Raw genomic sequence first — 18,815 nt, forward strand, 5'->3', positions numbered from 1 at the left:
CCATACTATGAAAATCATTAATAAAATAGCACTCCTTAGCGTCGTCTTGATTTCAAGTTGCGGCACTGTTCAGGGGGAGACTTCACAACCACGTCCTGAAAAACCAAATGTGATTTTGTTGCTGACAGATGATCTAGGTTGGCAGGATGTAAAAGCTTATGACATTGATGAACCGTCACCATTTGAAACACCAAATATCGACGCGCTAGCAGGTAAAGGCGCAATGTTTTGGCAGGGCTATTCACCCGCTCCGTCTTGTGCACCAAGTCGTGGTGCCATTATGACGGGTTTACATCCAGCCCGCACACAATATACCCATGTGATCGGTGGCACACCGCCAGCACCTTATAGTAAAAGCAATCATCGCATGATGCCGCCTTGGTATAGTGGACGTGTCTCAACCGAATATGCTTCACTGCCACAAGCGCTCAAGAATAATGGCTACACTACAGGGCATAGTGGTAAATGGCATATGTCTAGAACTTACCCTGAACCACAGGATCTTGGCTTCGATTGGACGCGGACTAACCAAGGCACCACTAGACGGATGACACCGCATCGTTTGACCGGATTTGCGACCAACAACCCTAAAGACAAGTATCGTCTTGATGAAAATGGCTTTGCCACGCACGCACTGAGTGAAGATGCTTTGACCTTTGTGCGCGAAAATAAAGCGGATCCATTTTTTCTTTTTTATGCCACTAAGCTAGTGCATGCGCCTATTCATACACGTAGCGAGCGTTTGCTGAAAAAATATGTGAAAAAAATGGGAGTTGAATTACCAGAGAACCCTCAAGAATGGAAAGGCGAGGGACAAACAAACCCTTTCTATGCTGCTATGGTTGAAGAGCTTGATTATTACGTAGGGCAAATGTTCGACTATTTGGAAACGACCGAAGATCCACGCTGGCCTGGACATATGTTGAGTGAAAACACTTACATTATATTTACCTCAGACAACGGTGGTATGGAAAACATGCCAGGCGAAAAAATCGCCGAAAACTACCCATTAGATCGCGGCAAAATTTCTGCTATGGAAGGCGGCACACGTGTGCCTCTAATTATTGTTGGCCCAGATATTAAAGCAGGTGTGCAAACCGATGTTATGGCTAACGGCTTAGATTTTTATCCGACTATTCTCTCTTGGACGAATACACAAAAGCCTGAAAGCCTTCAGTTTGATGGCAGCGATCTTTCCGAACTATTAGCGACAGATGCTACCGATCCACAACTAGTGAAAGAAGCTGACGGAAAGGTACGTGATACACTCATGTGGCATTTTCCTAACGCCTTAGCACTGGAAAGTACCATTCGAATTGGTGACTATAAGCTGATACGTAACTATGATCATCTAAATCCTAAAAATACCGAGCTAGAGCTATATCAACTTTATAATACTGAAGGTAGGAAGCAAACGCGCGTGGACATCGAAGAAGCTAAAAATCTAGCGAAAAAGATGCCTGAAAAAGCGCAAGCTATGAATGAGATACTAACCGAGAAGTTAGAAGCCATGGGCGCAAGCTATCCATATTATAATCCACACTTTAAAGATGCACTGCCTCATAAAGAAACAGTACCAACAGTATTGTCTCATCAAAGAAATGGCAAAGTGGTTGAGTATCGCTATCAAGAAAATGGTGCAAAGTTAGCACGAGCGCAACTGATGTATACATTAAATGGTGGCGCTAAGAAGGAAGAGTGGTTCAGAATGCCTGCTGAGGTATTGCCTGGTAATAAAGTGACTGCTACTTTGCCTAAGGGGACGACTCACTACCTGATTAACTTAATTGATGAGAACAATTTCCTCGTGAGTTATCCATACGTGAAAAAATCATCACGGGGCAACAACCTACCGTCGAAAGTAGCGCCGTCTGTTGAGGAAAACTTGAAAAAGAAGAAAAAGAAATAACTTAAAGCAATAAATGTTTAAAAGCCTATTGAAAAGTAGGCTTTTTTTGCGATCTGAACCATCAATAGTGGACACTGCGTTAAGCGATATTTAGTTGTTCAAATTTCTCAGGGCTTAGTTAGCCCAATGCACTATGCTTCTCTATCTGATGTAGATATCTTTTTTAAGAGCAGAAGTTCGCCAATAATAAAGCTGAGACTATGCGACATTCAATTCTCTGGCAGCTTGAGCAAAACCGACTTTATTCGCCAAGTTTAGCGCTTGTAAAAAAGGATGGTAATTAATGATATGAAATTATTATGTTACGCGTGGTAGCGCCACAGTCGACCATTCTCCTTACTATCACGATAAGGTATACTTACCAATTAAAATATGAAATGATGTTTTACATGTGGTTCGACATTATGTTAACCTATTGTTGTTATTTTGCGATCTCGTTATTGAAAGTTATTCGTTTAGAGACTTGAAAAGTGACAGGAAGAATTTTTGAGCTTCATCTGAATTGTATAACGAGCACATTGTGAATGGGTCGTTAAATGTTAAACGAAGAAGTTTATAGCGACAGCTGGATTGACGCTAACAATAAACTTCTCATAAAAAAGAAGGTGTTATTTTGAAAATTTTATTAAAAACAATGGTTACTACAGCATTTGCAACAACATTATGTGCATGTTCAACAACCTCAACAACCTCAACAACCTCACCAACCTCAAATTCTAAGCAAGACCGATTTAGCAAAGTAGATGCTAATTCTGATGGTCGCGTAACCGTCGAAGAATTTTCGTCTAGTATTAAAAAGCCTAAAAATGGACCAAAGCGCTTCGACCGACTCGATGTTGATAAAAACGGCTACCTTAATAGAGCCGAACTTGAGGCTGAAAGAAAGAACAAGAAAAACAAGAAAAAAAATTAATAGAATGATTTGGTAAAAATGCCGTGATATTTGATAACGATACTACTGGTATTGTTCATATCGACAAGGCTCGGTTTACCGCAACTGAATCACATGTGGTTGCTCTAATAGCAAAAATGGATGATTCAGTTGCGGTTATAAACTAACTTTAGGTTACCTTGCGATGCATAAGTTTCTGGCCATAAATTAATAGAACACCCACTCAAATTTGCATTACGCTGTTCTATAAAAAAGATTGATTATCCTTAAATATATTGACAATGCTTCATTGCACATAAAAATAAATCCATCCATAAAATTTTGCTGCCGTTATATCAACAGACAATATTGTGATGACTGATAAAATTATTATTTACATTAGGGCTGAAATGGAAAAAGAATTATGGTGTTTTTAATTAAGCTAATTGGCATTGTAACAACCCTATGTTGTTTCTCTTCATCGCTAGCCTTTGCCCATGATATTTTTAAGGCCGAAGAATATTATACTGCGAAAAATTTTAAACTCGCAAAAGCTAGCTATTCGGAAGCGGCAAAAGTAGGTAACCCTTATGCATACCATCGGCTTGCTACTATGTATTTCAAAGGCTTAGGGACCGATAAAGATGCGTTCAAAGCACTTATATATTTTTCATTCGCGGCCGAGTACGACTTTCATGATTCAAAATCGTTAGTAGAGAAAATATTAAGTAACATGCCTACTCAAGAAAGGCTAAACATTCAAAAGTTTCTGAATAAGTTACTAAGCGAAAAAGGTAAACAATACATCAGTAAAAAATATTTGCCTGAACTTGCAGCCAATAAATTGGCAAACAAGATTACCTTTGACGGAAAGGCGCAATTAGAATTAGACGACTTTGAATTAGACCTTGCTGACAATGACTTTCTAGATGATTCTGATTACGAAATGGGCGATGACAGTGAAGACTCGTTGGATATGGATTTCAGTTTCACGATGACGTCTAGCGAGCCCTTTGTCATTATAGATTTTGACCTTGCGCCTGACGGCTCTGTTCGAAATATTGTAGAAGTGCAGCGCGATGGGCGTGCCACTACTTTGCTTGGTCAATTCTCTCAGTATTCTTTCGCTAAGCCTACAATTCAACACGAAACCGTTGAGTTTGTTGCTAGAGTCAATTTAGGTATTGCTAGTTACGATAAACTCACTTTGCGTAGAAAAAACGTGCAAATGTACCAATCGCTGCTTCGCCAGAGTGAAAAACTCAAGGCGAGTTCTAGCTTAACAGACCGTTTTCAATATGCGCAGCTATTGCAATATTTTGGTTGGTTAGAGCAGTATGAAGGAGAAGCAAACGAACGCCTTAAAAGCTTGGCCGAAGAGGGCCTTCCTGACGCTATGTATGAATACGGTCTTAAGCTTTATCGAGAACAGGATGATATTGAACAAGCCATTGATTGGATTACGCAAGCCAGTACTTATGGTTTGGCGAAAGCAGAATCTCGCTTAGGTAAATTATTGATTAGTAGCCCTTGGGTGCACAAAGACGAAACGAAAGCCTTGTTTTGGTTAGAATCTGCAGCGAAGAAAGATGATATTTCGGCTAGCTTAAAGGCTGCAGAATTGAGACTATTTGCTCAAGATAAAGCATTACGCAACTTTTCTTTGGCGCTAGAATATCTAACAAAAATAGGCGAGCAACAAAAATGGAATCCAGAATACTACTATTTACTGTCACAAGCATATCGTTTTGGGGAACAGCGTGACTTCCAACAAGTTATTCAAAATCTAAAACGTGCAATAAGCATGGGAGAAAGAGTCAACTGGGACATTGAGCCATGGCAAACGCTGTTAGCACAACTCACCATTGGGAAAGTGTTTATTAGTGAAAAAAGTTAAGAAATTTCAATATAATATCAAGCTGTTATTTTGGAAGTATGCTGAAGGTTTACGCATTTACTTTAAACCTTCCAGTAATGATAACAATTGATTAGGGCGTGTTGACCTTTGTGGATTGAAATTTGTTCAACCTAGGGGCGATTTAATCGCGGCGCGAGGTTTGTAACCTAGCGGGCTAAGTAAAAACCGAGCAAAGCTTCCGCGTCCTGCTCACGCCCCTTACCTACAATCCATGTAGGCAACAAAGAGTTAATCGCCCCTAGGAAGAACCCTTTGGGCAGCGCATGTTTGGCATTTATACTACGTTATCGCCTATTTATGGGGAACAACCACACTACATAGGCTCTGCCTTGCCTAAATACCAAACATACTGCTGCAAAATCAATCGCGAAAGGTCAACACGCCCTAGTAACACCCAAGATAACGTTAAAGCGATGTCCTAACTTTTTGATATAAGCAGAGCCATGATTAAGATGGGGGATTACCGTTCGAAACACGGAGGTTTCGCTAGAGCCGGAGTATTCTGTCTGCCTTTGTTATATGGATTTGCTTAACACCACCGTAATTTCTGGGTACAACCGACGATTCTGAATCGCAAAAAAATTCGAAAATAACCTCTATGGCAAAACCATTGTCTGTTTTGGCCAATGACGTGAATCTATTTCAAGAGCGTGTTCAGTTCTAATAAACATGTTACCAATGGTGACTCTATTGAGTATTGTCATGTTGATTCCTTTTAGTTGAATAACCTAAACGTGAAAGCCTATAACACTATTATTAATAAATATTAATAAAGTTCTTTACCAATGACTTCCTACAAATTAGCTAATTTAGTTAACACTTTAATATTTATGCTTTATCTAAATGTTTCCAGAGGTGGTGAGCTTTGTTTGTTACGATATTGATATCTATGCCAATTAAATATAAACATGGCGTTAAAATCAGGGTAGTCAATGTAGCGAATATAATGCCGTATGCAAGTGATACCACCATTGGCACTAAAAACTTGGCTTGCTCTGTATCACCAGAAAGCATAGGAATTAAGCCGACAAAGGTGGTAAAAGAGGTGAGAGTAATAGCGCGAAAACGAGCACGGCACGCTGCTTTTACCGCCATAAGTGGGCTGCTGCCTTTAGCCCGTAAATTATTTAAGCAGTCTACTAGCACAATATTGTCGTTTACCACGACACCAGCGGCCGCTAAAATGCCTAGCATCGAAAATGCGCCAAAATAAACCTGATGGGCTAGATGGCCGAAAATAGAGCCAGTGAATGCAAAGGGTATCGCCGACATGATCAGTAAAGGTTGGCTATAAGATTTAAAGGCCACGGCCATTAATACGTAAGCGATAAGCAGTGCTAACCCTTCATAGTGATACACTTTATCCATAAACTCATCTTGGTTACGTGAACGGCCTTTTCTATCCATATTAACTTCGGGGTGGCGTTTAGCCCAAGCGACTAAGTATTCTTTGCGAATGCTTTCTTTTAATGCATTTAAGTTGTTGCCGGCATAGTCGGCCCAGACCCAAGCGACTTTCATGCCATCTCGTCTTTGTATTCGGCTAACACCGGGCTTGAGTTCAATATTCACCAGGTTAATTAGCGGAATTTCTATTTTATTTCGGGTTCTAACTTTTAATGCGTACAGTGAGTCAATGTCTTCTCTTTCTGCCCGGCTATAGTGCACTCGTACCCTTGAATCGCCGCCTTCTCTGGGCAGGCGTTGTACTTCTTGGCCATAAAAAGCTTGTTTCACTTGTTGACTGATATCTTTTAAGCTCACTCCTAATGCTGCTGCACCAGGTTTCATGGTGAGCATGATCTCTTTACTACCACGGGCTAAGCTGTCTCTGACTAAATATACATCGTCATATTCGGCTAAATGATTTTTAAGTTCTTTTACCGCAACTGTCATGGCATCTAAATTATGACTTTGTACCATAAACGCCACTCTAGGCTCTCGTTCGTTTAATGTGGCTTTAAACTCTATTTCTTCGGCATCAGGAATATCGCCAATGTATTCAGTTAATCGCTTAGTCGCGGTGTCGGTATCAATTATTCGTTGTTCATACGGCACTAGTTTTAAATAACTTGAAATTCGACTGCCGGATATTCGACTGTAATGATGATCGATAAATTGCCCATTACCGTCCAGGCTAAGCTTTGCAACATGTTGAGTAAGCAGAGCTTGGCCTGCATTCATTTGATCGAGTACTTGGTTCATACGTTCAAATGAGACATTTTCGGGTAAGGTGACGTTTAGCCTAATGGTGTCGGCTTCAATTTTTGGCTCAAAAGATTGCAATATAAAATTGTCATTCAATAATTTAACTGACAAACTAAACACTAAAATAAACACCGCAACGACTAAATAACGGTACGCTAATAAAACGTCGATAACAGGGCCATAAATGTTATTACCTAACCAGGCTAAAAAGTCAGCAAATTTTTGTTGCAATAGAGCGAGTTTAGACGGGCTATTGTCAGCATCATCATCGGGTAAATGACGTAAGTGAGAAGGCAAAATAAACAAAGCTTCAAATAATGAAAAAGCTAAGGCCAACATAACCACGATGGCAATAGTACGGGTGAACTCTGCGGTGCTGCCAGGCAAAAATGCCATGGGCATAAAAACAATGATAGTCGTGAGTACGCCAAACACCACAGGTTTAGCAACCGCTTGTACGCCTAATAAGGCGGCTTTTGCTCCGTGATGCCCCAACTCATGTTGTTTATGAATACTTTCTCCAATTACGATCGCATCATCTACCACTATGCCAATAACCATCATAAAGGCGAATAAGGACAGCATATTGAGCGAGACCGAAAAGCTAGGCAATAACCAAAAAGCGGCGGCGAATGTTGTCCCTATACCAATAGATACCCACACGGCAATACGAGGTTGTAAAAACAATAACAACAAACTAAAGACCAAAATTAAACCACTCAGCGCGCTTTTAAATATCGTATCTAAACGACTTTGATAAGCATCGTTCCAGTCTTCCCAAATGGTTAAGCTGACTCCTGTGGGCAAGTGCTGAATTTTTTCTTTTATATATTCTCTGACATTGGCTGACATCTGCACAATATCCATGTAGTCGCCGTTGTACACATCGATCAGTAAAGCGGTTTCACCGTCGAAGGAGGAATAACGTTTACTGGCGGCCAGGCCATCATAGATGGTGGCGACATCGCCTAATGTTAATATGGCGCCGTCAGCTGAATGGCGTAAGATGATTTTTTCGAAGTCTATTTGTTTTTCAGCCCGGTTGCGTACATTTAATCGAAAGGTTTCAGTTTCGCCATAGACGCTACCAGCGGAAGTATTAATCGAGTTATTACGTACCGCTGACTCTATTTCATTAAACGATAAGCCAAATTGACGTAATTTTCGCTCTGTGACTTGGATAGATATTTCTTCGTTAATATTGCCGCTGATATCGACATTGGTAATTAAGGGCAGTGCTGCCACCTCTCGACGAATTTCTTGAGCCAATTTATTGAGTGTGAGCTCATTAATATTGCCATGTAAGGCGATTCTGATCATTTGATCACGTTTTATACGCTCTGTGACTATGGGTCTATCGGCGTCAGAGGGTAAGCCATTAACAGAGTTAATTTTTTCACGCACATCATCAGAAAACTTACGTCGGTCGACTCTTTCCTCCCCAGTGATGGTAACTTGGGCACGCCCTTCGAAGGCATTCGAGACAATAGATTTTATTCCTTCTACATTTTTTACTGCCTCTTCAAAACGGACGATTATTTGATCTTCGATATCTCTAGGACTCGCTCCTTGCCACGTCATACGTACATCCATGATAGGTAACCGAACGGTCGGGAAGGGTTCTTTTTCTATGGTTAATAAATAAGACATACTGCCTGCTACAACCAGTATTAACATTGCGAGATTAGCGGCGATAGGGTTACGTATCCACCATGCGAGAATAGAGTTATTGTGCATGGCTTTTGCCTAGTTGAGCCAGTTGCTCATTTTTAAATAACGGTAGTAATGGCATCCCCGGTGTGGGGATGGCTAAGGCTGAGGTGATCACTAAGCTTTGGTCTGGTAAATTTTTCACTATGATAGAGCCCGGAGTGCGCTGCACGATATCAGCCATGTGTACTTGCAACTGATTGTTTTGATCTACTATCCATAATTGCTCGTTACTACGCAGAGCCAGCTTAGGTAGTGGCGTAACATGCTCGACTAATTGGCCCGTAATTTCTGCATTAACATATAAGCCTTTTAGCAGCGGCTGCTGCTGGTTTTGCTGTTGATGTATTTCGGCCACCGCATAAAGGCTATGTGTTTGGGGATCAATGGCCGCTTCTACTCGGGTAACCTGTGCTTGCCAATGATAATGTTGATTGCCAATGGTGGCACTAAGATTAACCGGAAACTCAGAGCGAGTATGATCAGTGTAATAATCAAGTGGTAAGCCTATTTGGCTAAATTGTTCAGAGGTCATTGGCAACCTTATTTCCATGATATCTGTGCCATGTAATTGCGTGATTAATCCGCCGCGATTGATATATTGACCCACGGTTAAGTTTTCTTTTTCGATACGGCCATCAAAGGGCGCAAATATTTGCGTGCGAGCCAAGGCTAGCTCAGCGATAGCTAAATTTGCTTTTGCAGCATTTAAAGCGGCTTCGGCTTGTTTTAGTTGTGGAATACCTAATGCTAAATCAGATGGGTTTTGGCGGCCTAAGTCGGCCAGCTCCGCTTGTGCTGATTGTGACTCGGCTTTTACTTTAATTAATTGCTGGGCTGCTTGGGCAACGCTTGACTGCTTTTGGATCACTTGCAATTGATAATCTTGTTGGTCGATTTGTACTAACAGTTCACCTTTTGAAACTTTACCGCCACTCACTAAGTTTTCAGATAACTTCGCTATTTTTCCCGCTACTTCGCTACGAATTTCTAAATCGTATTTGGGCAACATTTGACCTTGGCTATAGCCCAATAAAGCCACACTCGTTTGCTGGGCTTTATGGACAAATACTTTATGTAACTTAACCCGAGAGGGACGCTCACTCGGCTGAGGTTTATTTTCATCTAGCCACTTGACTACGGCCCAGCTAAGCAAAAATAACCCAAGCGGTAATAGTAACCATTTAATTATTTTGCCGATTAATATTTTACGTTGAGCAGGGGGCAGGTTGCCAATGAAAAAATATGTGCCAGACATGTTACAAAATCTCACTAGAAATAGGGAAGGGTTCACCTAGCGCTAAAATTAAGTTCACTCGGTTTGATAAAATCGCAAAACGGCTTCGGATCAAATTGACTTTGGCAGCAATACGCCTCGTTTGTATATTGAGTAATTCAAAACTGCTGGCTAAACCATTGTGATAGTTTTCTAGCGTGCGTTTTTCAGCGTTATCAATTTGTGTATACGCATTTTTTAAGGCAACAAAGCGCTGACGTTGCAGCTGCTCGGTGTATAAGGCTTGCTCTATTTCTTGCCAAGCTATAAGTAAATTTTGTTGATATTGGGCTAGGGCCAAATCCTGCCTGGCCTGTTGCTGTTTTATACGTGCATCAATAGCACCGTTGCTAAATAAAGGCTGCACTAAGTTAGCGGTTAAGTTTGCGAGCCAATACTGCCAATCGAATAACTGGCTAAAATCGGCGCGGTTTACTTGCAAGTTAGCGCTGAGGTTAATGTCGGGAAAATGCCCTTTGTCTGCCGCTTTACTTTGATAATATGCGCTCATTAAGCGAAATTCTGCTGCTAATAAATCAGGTCTTTGCGTTAATACTTTTTTTGGGGAGATAACCTTGATGAGTGTAGGTAAACCAATCTCTAAGTCGTTACTGGCAATGGGCGTACTGGGGTAGCGCCCGACTAAAAGGTTAAATCTCTGTTTGGCTAGATTAAGAGTCAATTTTTGTTGATTAAGATCCGCTTCAATGGTGTGTAAGCTATTTAGTGCTAAGCGGTAATCTTGAGTACTAGAAAGTCCAGAATCTAAGCGTTGGGCAGTCATTTTTACTCTTCGTTGTTGGCGGGCTAAGTTTTGTTTAGACCAATAAACCAGTTCATTCCCTTGTTGGATATCTAAATAGCGTAATAACACTTGCCCCATTACAGATTGCTTTGCAGCTGCTAAGTCAAACTCGGAGGCGGAAAGTTCTGCCTGGGTAGCGGCACGCGTATTGGCTAATTTTTGCCATAAATCTAATTCCCAGCTTGCTCTAAAATTAGTTGAATACTGACTTTGTATCCTGTTTTCATCAGTCCATATGAATTGCTCTCGGCTAGAACCTAAAATGGCATCCACCTGGGGTAAGGTAGTGGCCTGAGCGCTTTGCTTAGTAGCTTGACTAATTTGAAGGCGCGCTAATGCCATTTTAATGGTTAGATTATCTAGCTGAGCCTGTTTGAGAATGTGTTGTAGTGCTTTAGGGATGCTTATTAAGGGCTCGTCACTGAGTTTATTTTCACCCCCCGCCAGTTGCCCAGCATTAAACCAGTCGGCAGGAATGCTTTGCCTGCGTGAGAGTTCGCTATTCGCTGTTTCTACAGAGGAACTACACGCGCTCATAAATAATACAGTGATTAAAACAACAAGTTGATACATGAGGGTAGGACATCCTTGTCTCGGTAAATGTAAAATGCACAGCAACTTCTTTTCACTTATATTGATAGCTAAAACAACTTGATAAACATGCGTTTTCACAGTTTATTAGCGGTGTAAATACAGATAAAGCGTTTAAATTGGCTTTTAGTAAAGCTCTTGTACCAATGACTGGGTTCTCGCGCGATAGTACTCTAGCTCTTTCGCATAGTTAGGGTCTTTAGCGAGGTTGGTTAATTCGTTCGGATCTGCAACGATATTAAATAGCTCTTCATAAATAGGTTTTTCGTTGGTAGTAAAAGACTGTTCCGGTAAATATTGCATTCTGTCTTGTTTTTTACTGAACGAGCGAATGTATTTAAATTTCTTGTCACGAACGCCTTCTTGTCGTGGGTAGCCTTGGTCAGTAAACAAGTTTTCAAGAAACACCTCTTGTCTCCATGGTGAGTCTGTTTTCTTTCCTTCTATTAGTGGCACTAGACTTTGACCTTGATATGACGAAGGTACATTTGCACCGGCCATATCTAAAATAGTTGCCACGATATCTTGGCCAACCACTAACTCATCTACGCGCTTACCTTGGGTGTTATTGTCAAAAAACGGAGAGTAGATAATAAGTGGAACGTGCACCGATTCGTCATAGAGTATCGTTTTCCCACCCAAGCCATGTTCGCCTAGTAACAAGCCATTATCTGAAGTGAAAACGATAATAGTATTTTGATCTTCATTCATACTTTTTAGCTGTTCACGCAGCTCACCAACAAACAGGTCTATGGCATGTACTGCTCGTGTCATCTTTAATTTATCGTTTAACAATTTTTTCTTATTACTAGTGACATAGTATTTGGTTAAGTCACTTGTGCCATAAACGTCTTTAGGTAAACTAATTGGCACAGGATAACCCGCAGGTAAGTCTATTTGAGCGCGTTTATCTTCAAAAAGGGTTTTATAAATAGCGGGGTCGCTTTTCAGACTACCCATTGAACCTATGCTTGATGCATGAGGCAAATTGAAGTTGATCCATGCTGCAAATGGTTTGTTGGGATCTCTACGTTGTATACTTTTTTTAGTTAAAGGCTCGGCATTTTCATAAAAATAATCGTATTCTTCGTTTTGAGATAAATAAGCTTTAGTCGCCTCCATCAAGCCTTCAATTTGTGTTTGATTTTTTAAATTTGAGAAGGCTTTATGCTTACGTTTAAAATGAAATCCCAAATGGCCATTGCCAAAGTAGGCAAAATCGATATTTGCACGTAAAGGTGTGTCATTTTTATCGGCAATTCTTGTATGATGTTTACCAATAAAAGCCGTGGAGTAACCGTGCTTTTTAAGCTGCATTAACCAACTGTCATTAAAAGATTCTTTTGAAATAACATTGTGAGACATCTTGTGAAAGCCAATTCTATTTTTTCGCTCCCACTGACCGGTAAACATGATCGCTCTGCTTGGGCCACAAATAGGGCTAGTAATGAAAGCGTTATCAAAGAAAATGCCTTCTTTAGCCAACTGATCGATATGCTTAGTTGGCGATAAGGGATCGCCGGTCATGGTAAGCGAATTAAAGCGTTGGTCGTCGGTAAAAATGAAAATCACATTCGGTTGCTTGCCTTCATTACTGCCAGCGGCGCTTAATGACTCAGCAAACGCTGGCATATTCAAAGTAAGTAGCGACACAAAAGCTAAACAGTGGAATAGGGATATCGAATTTCGGCGCATTGTATTTACCTGTTGTGATAATCAGTCAAACGATTTGTGGTAACTAGTGGCTTAGTCATCACACTTTAAGTTGTCAGTCGTCATTGCTTTGAACACTCATAGAGCAAGCAATTAATTAAACGTTATGCTGTTTAGCTTATTAAATATGCAGCTACAGCGGATGAAAATCCCATTTTAGTGGGGTTTTTAAATATGAAACACCAAGTTGTATATGAAATATATTTTGATGTTACTTTTTTGTCAAATCTTTATTTGCATGGCTATTGAATTCGCAATTCCTTTAAAGTTCGTTTTGGCTATTATTTAACAGTACAGCACCGGCTTCTTTTCAAATATAAAATTTAATTGAGTATATAAAATTAATCATGTATGTTAATTTTTTGTATGAAATACAACAACGAATGACTTGTTTAAAAATGGGCTGTTCGATAGTGATGAGGACTTTGCTCATTAGTGCTCATCTAAATTTGCTGCTATGGGCGTTAATTTATAGATGAAAGCCAAGACCATTAATTGTTATTTGCTCTTTATTAATCGAACAATAACAACACCTTTTTGAAATTTAGCCGGATAATTAATGAAAAGACTTAACATTTTGCTGGTTAGCATTTTATGTAGCAGCCTATTGAGCGCGTGCGCATTTGCAAACTCTATGCAGATTAATACAAGAGCGCAATTAGAGGCGTATTTTTCCCAGCTATCGACAAACACGAGCGCAAAGGTTATATCTTCTAAACGTAGAGCAGACGGTATGATGGAGCTCTATTTAGAAGGAGAGCCCTACACCGTAGCCAATGGCAATACGACAAGCACGCAGATTTTTGCTCTTTATAAGCTGCCAGTTATGCCGTTAAAAACAGCCAAGGGTAAAACGCCTGCGATGGTGCTCGTTCATGGTGGGGGAGGCACCGCCTTTAAACAATGGGTAGAAAAATGGAATGATGCGGGATTCGCAGCAATGGCTATCGCTGTTGAGGGGCAAACTGATACGGTTGTTGATAACCTTAACACAACAAAAATTAAAGGCCGTTTGAAGTGGCAAAAACATTTAAACTCAGGACCCTCTCGAGATGGAATTTACGCTGACTTTGATAAACCCTTAACAGAGCAATGGATGTTTCATGCCGTGTCAGCAGTGATCCGTGCCAAGAATTTTCTAGCATCGCAAACGGATATTGACGAGCAACATATTGGCTTAGCTGGGATTTCTTGGGGCGGGGTGATCACTGCAACGGTTATGGGATTTGATAATGGCTTCGATTTTTCAATTCCTATATATGGCTGTGGCTTTTTAGACAGCATGGAGAATCAATATAAAGAAGCCTTACAGGGGAACTTTGCATACCAATCTTTTTGGGAGCCAGGGCTGGCGATTGATCATTATTTAAAGCCTTCTTTGTGGTTAACGTGGCGAGCAGATAAACATTTTTCTTTAGATGCTCAGGCGCGTACTTATTATCAATTAACGACTGATTATTCGGTGAGTATTAAGCCGGGTATTAAACATGGTCACAGAGTGGGTTGGCAGCAGCACGAGCCTTATCTTTTTGCTACGCAAGTTGTGCGTCAAGGCAGCGTTTGGGCTAAATCGCTTGCAGTTAAAAATCTTAACTCAGGCAAAGCACAAGCCGAGTTTATAGTTAACCTAGGCAATCAAGAGTACCAAGTGACAAAAGCAACAATTCACTACACAAAAGATAAGGGCCATACCGGCAATGCGAAATGGCTTAAGGCTGATACGGAGCTGGTGGCTTCAGAAATACAGCCTGGACGATATACGGCAACGTCAGATGTACTTGCTATGGAGGTGCGCCATTGGTTTGTTAATTTAGAAGTGCAGCTAGTGAATGAAAATAAAACATACACTGTGAGCAGCACTCTTTATTCAAATTAAGCAAGGTTGATTTTGATATTGGTGTTGCAGAAAACAGGCTTGTTCTTATAAAAAATGTAAAGCATCATATTACACAGCGAATATTAGCAAAGACTAAACAGGGTTAAAAAATGACAAATGATAAGCCGGAACAATCTAAGCGCAAAACATACAGTGCACCCGCACTTGAAAAAGGATTAGATATTCTGGAACTACTGGCAAATCAGGCTGAAGGTTTAAACATTGGTGAGATCACCAAAACATTAAATAGATCAGTCGGTGAGTTATTTAGGATGTTAGTGGTGTTAGAGCAACGCGGTTATGTTTCACTGCAACCGGGTAGTGATAGATATGTGCTAACCTTAAAAATATTTGGTTTAGCGCATCGTTTCCCGCCAGTTAAACGCTTGACCAGTATCGCAACGCCTGTATTGCAGCGCTTGTCGTACGCGATAGAGCAGTCTTGTCATTTGGTGATATATTATGAAGGCAAAGGGCATGTTGTGGTGCAACAAGACTCACCATCAACAAGAGTGTTTAGTGTACGATTAGGCGCTGAAGCTCCTCTAATGCGCACTTGCTCTGGACATTTGTTATTAGCATTTGCCGATCAACATACCCGCGAACAAATGTTAAGTCGTATTCCTGCCCATCATGCAAATGATACTGAATTTGATCTTGATAAAATGGTAAATAAAGTACGCAAGCAAGGTTACGAAAGCATTCACAGTGCACAGGCTCAGGGTATACAAGATATTGGATACCCAGTTTTTGACTACCAAGACCAAGCAGTAGCGGCTTTAGTTGTTCCTTTCTTTGCATACTTAGATGGCTCACATCAAACGAGTATCGACGATGCCCATAAACTAATTAAACAAGCTGCGCTTGAGATATCCACTGCGTTAGGGTTTGATGCTGCTTAGCTCGCCTTTAAGTAGTTATTATTTGGCGGTACTCTAAGCAATGTGCCTTGATGATGTTGTAAATATTTTTGCTGTGTTTGGAAAGCTCTCTGTTGTTAAATTAACCGAACACGGCACCCATACCAGTTAAAATAAGGCTCATTTTTTCAGCAGTGAGCTGCCCATCTAGTTATTCTATGTAACATACAAGCCTTCATACAGTGACTGTTAGCCAAAGTAAAAAATAAACAGATTTACACGTTTTAAACGAAGTTTGTTTTAGTCGTTGCTCACTTGCTGGCAAGATGTTACTACCCCAAATATCTTTCTTTGCATATTTTTATATTTAAAAATGCACAAAAACTAAAGCTTAATAACAGAAATTAAGGTTTATTATTCTCTGCCAATTTTAACGACTGAGGGGAGTTAGAGAGAGGGAGCTCGTGGATACAAGCTATTTTTGCTCATTTATCACGGACTTTATTTTTAAATAGTTAATCAGTTGAAAGCTCAGTATGCTTATTATATAAGAGCTTAACACTGTTGACACTGCGGTTTAATTAGTGGTTATAAAACCACTGGATGAGTTAAATATTTGTTATTTGTGGGCGGTGCAAATTGTTGACATATTAAAAAACCCTGTGTATCTTTTTATATATAATAAAACCTTATTGTCACTTGTATTCTATTAGTGGTGACTAAGCTTAAATTGTTATCAATGTTGTTAGTTTATCTCTGCTAGTTGCATGTTATTTAGCATGAACGCCTCGAGATTTTATACATGGACCAATGAAATTTTTTTCCATAAAAAGTTAGTTAAGGGAAAGGTTATGAAGTTAAGTATGTATTCCATTCAGCGTAAAAGGTTGAATATTTTTATCTTGGCCATCGCTGGAATGATAGGTCTGGCTGGGTGTGGGGAAAGTAGTCGTTCAGATGCAAATGAGCCAACTGGCGAGGTTGCATCCGCTGCTCAAAAACCGAACATTATTTTGCTGATGACAGATGATCAGGGATATGGTGATTTTAGTATGCATGATAACCCAATTGTGCAAACCCCAAATATTGCGACGTTGGCTGAAGAAAGTCAACGTTTTAGCAATTTTCATGTTGACCCTACTTGTTCACCAACGAGAGCCGCATTAATGAGTGGTCAATATTCATTGCGCGCTGGGGTATGGCATACCGTAATGGGGCGACATATGTTGTCGAACCAACATAATATTCTGCCGGAAATTTTGGATGATGCAGGTTATACAACTGCGATGTTTGGTAAATGGCACTTAGGCGAGAACTACCCATTTCGACCTGAAGACCAAGGCTTCGACCATGTGTTAATGCATGGAGGAGGCGGTGTTGGCCAAGCTCCTGACTATTGGGAAAATGATCAATTTGATGATACCTATTTCCTTAACGGTCAAGAAAAGAAATATACCGGCTTTGCTACCGATGTGTGGTTTGATGAAGCCATTGATTTTGTACATCAGCAAGCTAAACAAGATGCCCCTTTCTTTTTATACCTATCTACCAACGCTCCCCATACTCCTTGGCGGGCACCCGAAAAATATATAGAACCCTATAAAGCATTAGGTCTTGATGATGACTTAGCTAAATTTTACGCTATGATCACCAATATTGATGATAATGTCGCACGCCTTCGTCAAGCCATGCGTGATGATAATATTGAAGACAATACAATCTTTATTTTTATGACTGATAATGGCTCATCAATGGCGACTAAAAGTAATGGTGAACCGCTGACTCGACTTTCTGCCGAAGTGAAGTCTGCTATTGAAGCTAAAACAGGGAAAAAATTACGCACGCTTAATAGTTTTATGCGTGGGGGTAAAGCCTCAACCTATGAGGGTGGCCACCGAGTACCATTTTTTATTAGATGGCCGAATGGTAATTTAGGTCAACCAGGTGAGTTTACTGATCTGGCTGCTCATATTGATTTATTACCCACTTTACTAGATTTAGTAGGAATAGAAGCGCAAGGCATCGACGTAGATGGTATTTCATTAGTGTCTCTACTAAAAGAGGGCACGCCTTTACCAGATAGAACCATGGTGGTGACTAATCAGCGGGTGTTAAACCCAAGCCCTCAGCGCCCTTATTCCGTAATGCAAGGTAACTGGCGCTATGTTCATGCCGAGCAAAATGGGGGAGTTGAATTATTCGATTTAAGTACCGATCCAGGACAGCAACTTGATGTCAGTGCACAATACCCAGAACGTGTTGCAGCGATGGCCAAAGCTTATGATCAGTGGTGGGAGCACACAACTAGTAAAGGTACACCGACTACACGTCCTATTATTGGCTCTGAACATGAAAACCCATCTCGATTAACCGGTATGGATTGGTTGTCGCCTAATACAGGACAAGTACCATGGTGGCCGGGATTTGGCACCGATAAATGGGGTAAAGGCCATGGTTGGGTAGGTAACGAAGACAAATTTATGGTTTCACCTTGGGCTTTAAAAGTAGATAAGCAAGGCACATATAAAATGACCTTATATTTACATGATATCCCAGCCAATAAAGTAATCGGTAAAAAGTTCGCTCACTTACAGCTTAATGGCAAAACAATAACCCTGCCTATTAAGCCTGGCGCGACGTCGGTAAATTTCGAAACTCATTTAGAAACTGGCGAGTTAGATGTTCGAGCTTGGTTTGATGATATAACGGATGAAAGTGGCTTAGCGAAAGGTTTACCGGCGTTTTATATGTATGTGGAAAGAATTTAAATTAGAAAGCTTAATTTTTATAGCAATCTAAACGCGTCAACATAGAAAAACCTCGGCAACGGTAGTAAATGAGTTTAGTGTTAAACTCATTTACGACCGTTGTTATTTTTGAGATAAAAAAGGGACAGGCATATATCTTTTGCAAATCTTTTTGCAAAAATTCTAGCATTAACTACTGTTATTATATGGCTATGTTGTATTTCAGTGTTGGTGAACTATATTCAATATAATGAAACCTAATAACGGCAGGTGCAACATGGCTTCCAAGCAGTTTCAAAATACACTACATCACATTACCAACTTAAATTAC

Annotated in this window: 11 protein-coding genes; 7 read left to right on the forward strand and 4 right to left on the reverse strand. The window is 40.4% G+C overall.

Features of this window, described 5'->3' with window-relative positions:
• Positions 1–7: 7 nt before the first annotated feature.
• The 4 genes from AAEU30_RS13555 (at position 8) to AAEU30_RS13570 (ending at position 4,677) form a co-directional block, all read left to right on the forward strand.
• Positions 8–1,909 carry a sulfatase gene (locus AAEU30_RS13555; RefSeq protein WP_421960944.1) on the forward strand — a complete coding sequence of 634 codons (1,902 nt, stop codon included), beginning with the start codon at positions 8–10 and terminating at the stop codon, positions 1,907–1,909.
• A 613-nt stretch (positions 1,910–2,522) separates the two neighbouring features.
• Positions 2,523–2,822: an EF-hand domain-containing protein gene (locus AAEU30_RS13560; protein WP_421960945.1), complete on the forward strand. Its 300-nt coding sequence runs from the start codon at positions 2,523–2,525 to the stop codon at positions 2,820–2,822.
• 23 nt (positions 2,823–2,845) lie between these two features.
• Complete coding sequence (locus tag AAEU30_RS13565; RefSeq protein ID WP_421960946.1) at positions 2,846–2,968, forward strand: hypothetical protein; 123 nt, start codon at positions 2,846–2,848, stop codon at positions 2,966–2,968.
• A 236-nt stretch (positions 2,969–3,204) separates the two neighbouring features.
• The gene (locus tag AAEU30_RS13570; RefSeq protein ID WP_421960947.1) at positions 3,205–4,677 is read left to right on the forward strand and encodes a tetratricopeptide repeat protein; all 1,473 of its coding nucleotides are present in this window, start codon (positions 3,205–3,207) and stop codon (positions 4,675–4,677) included.
• Between the two features lie 849 nt (positions 4,678–5,526).
• Here AAEU30_RS13570 and AAEU30_RS13575 read toward each other — a convergent pair.
• The 4 genes from AAEU30_RS13575 to AAEU30_RS13590 all read right to left on the reverse strand — a co-directional run bounded on the left by AAEU30_RS13575 (position 5,527) and on the right by AAEU30_RS13590 (position 12,983).
• Positions 5,527–8,643: an efflux RND transporter permease subunit gene (locus tag AAEU30_RS13575; RefSeq protein ID WP_421960948.1), complete on the reverse strand. Its 3,117-nt coding sequence runs from the start codon at positions 8,641–8,643 to the stop codon at positions 5,527–5,529.
• The gene (locus AAEU30_RS13580; RefSeq protein ID WP_421960949.1) at positions 8,633–9,874 is read right to left on the reverse strand and encodes an efflux RND transporter periplasmic adaptor subunit; all 1,242 of its coding nucleotides are present in this window, start codon (positions 9,872–9,874) and stop codon (positions 8,633–8,635) included. Before AAEU30_RS13580 ends, AAEU30_RS13575 begins: the two co-directional genes overlap by 11 nt.
• 1 nt (position 9,875) lies before the next feature.
• The gene (locus AAEU30_RS13585) at positions 9,876–11,270 is read right to left on the reverse strand and encodes a TolC family protein (protein WP_421960950.1); all 1,395 of its coding nucleotides are present in this window, start codon (positions 11,268–11,270) and stop codon (positions 9,876–9,878) included.
• Between the two features lie 144 nt (positions 11,271–11,414).
• Complete coding sequence (locus AAEU30_RS13590) at positions 11,415–12,983, reverse strand: sulfatase-like hydrolase/transferase (protein ID WP_421960951.1); 1,569 nt, start codon at positions 12,981–12,983, stop codon at positions 11,415–11,417.
• A gap of 652 nt (positions 12,984–13,635) precedes the next feature.
• On the opposite strand from AAEU30_RS13590, the gene AAEU30_RS13595 reads away from it, so the two are divergent.
• The 3 genes from AAEU30_RS13595 (at position 13,636) to AAEU30_RS13605 (ending at position 18,505) form a co-directional block, all read left to right on the forward strand.
• On the forward strand, positions 13,636–14,877 hold the full coding sequence (locus AAEU30_RS13595; protein WP_421960952.1) for an acetylxylan esterase family protein: 1,242 nt from the start codon (positions 13,636–13,638) through the stop codon (positions 14,875–14,877).
• Between the two features lie 110 nt (positions 14,878–14,987).
• Entirely contained in the window at positions 14,988–15,779 is a 792-nt protein-coding gene (locus AAEU30_RS13600) for an IclR family transcriptional regulator (RefSeq protein ID WP_421960953.1), read from the forward strand.
• An 809-nt stretch (positions 15,780–16,588) separates the two neighbouring features.
• Positions 16,589–18,505 (forward strand): arylsulfatase, encoded by a 1,917-nt coding sequence (locus AAEU30_RS13605; protein WP_421960954.1) that lies wholly within the window; start codon positions 16,589–16,591, stop codon positions 18,503–18,505.
• Positions 18,506–18,815: the final 310 nt, after the last annotated feature.

Origin of the sequence: Pseudoalteromonas mucoides (genome assembly GCF_049257175.1) — a bacterium.
GTDB lineage: Bacteria > Pseudomonadota > Gammaproteobacteria > Enterobacterales > Alteromonadaceae > Pseudoalteromonas.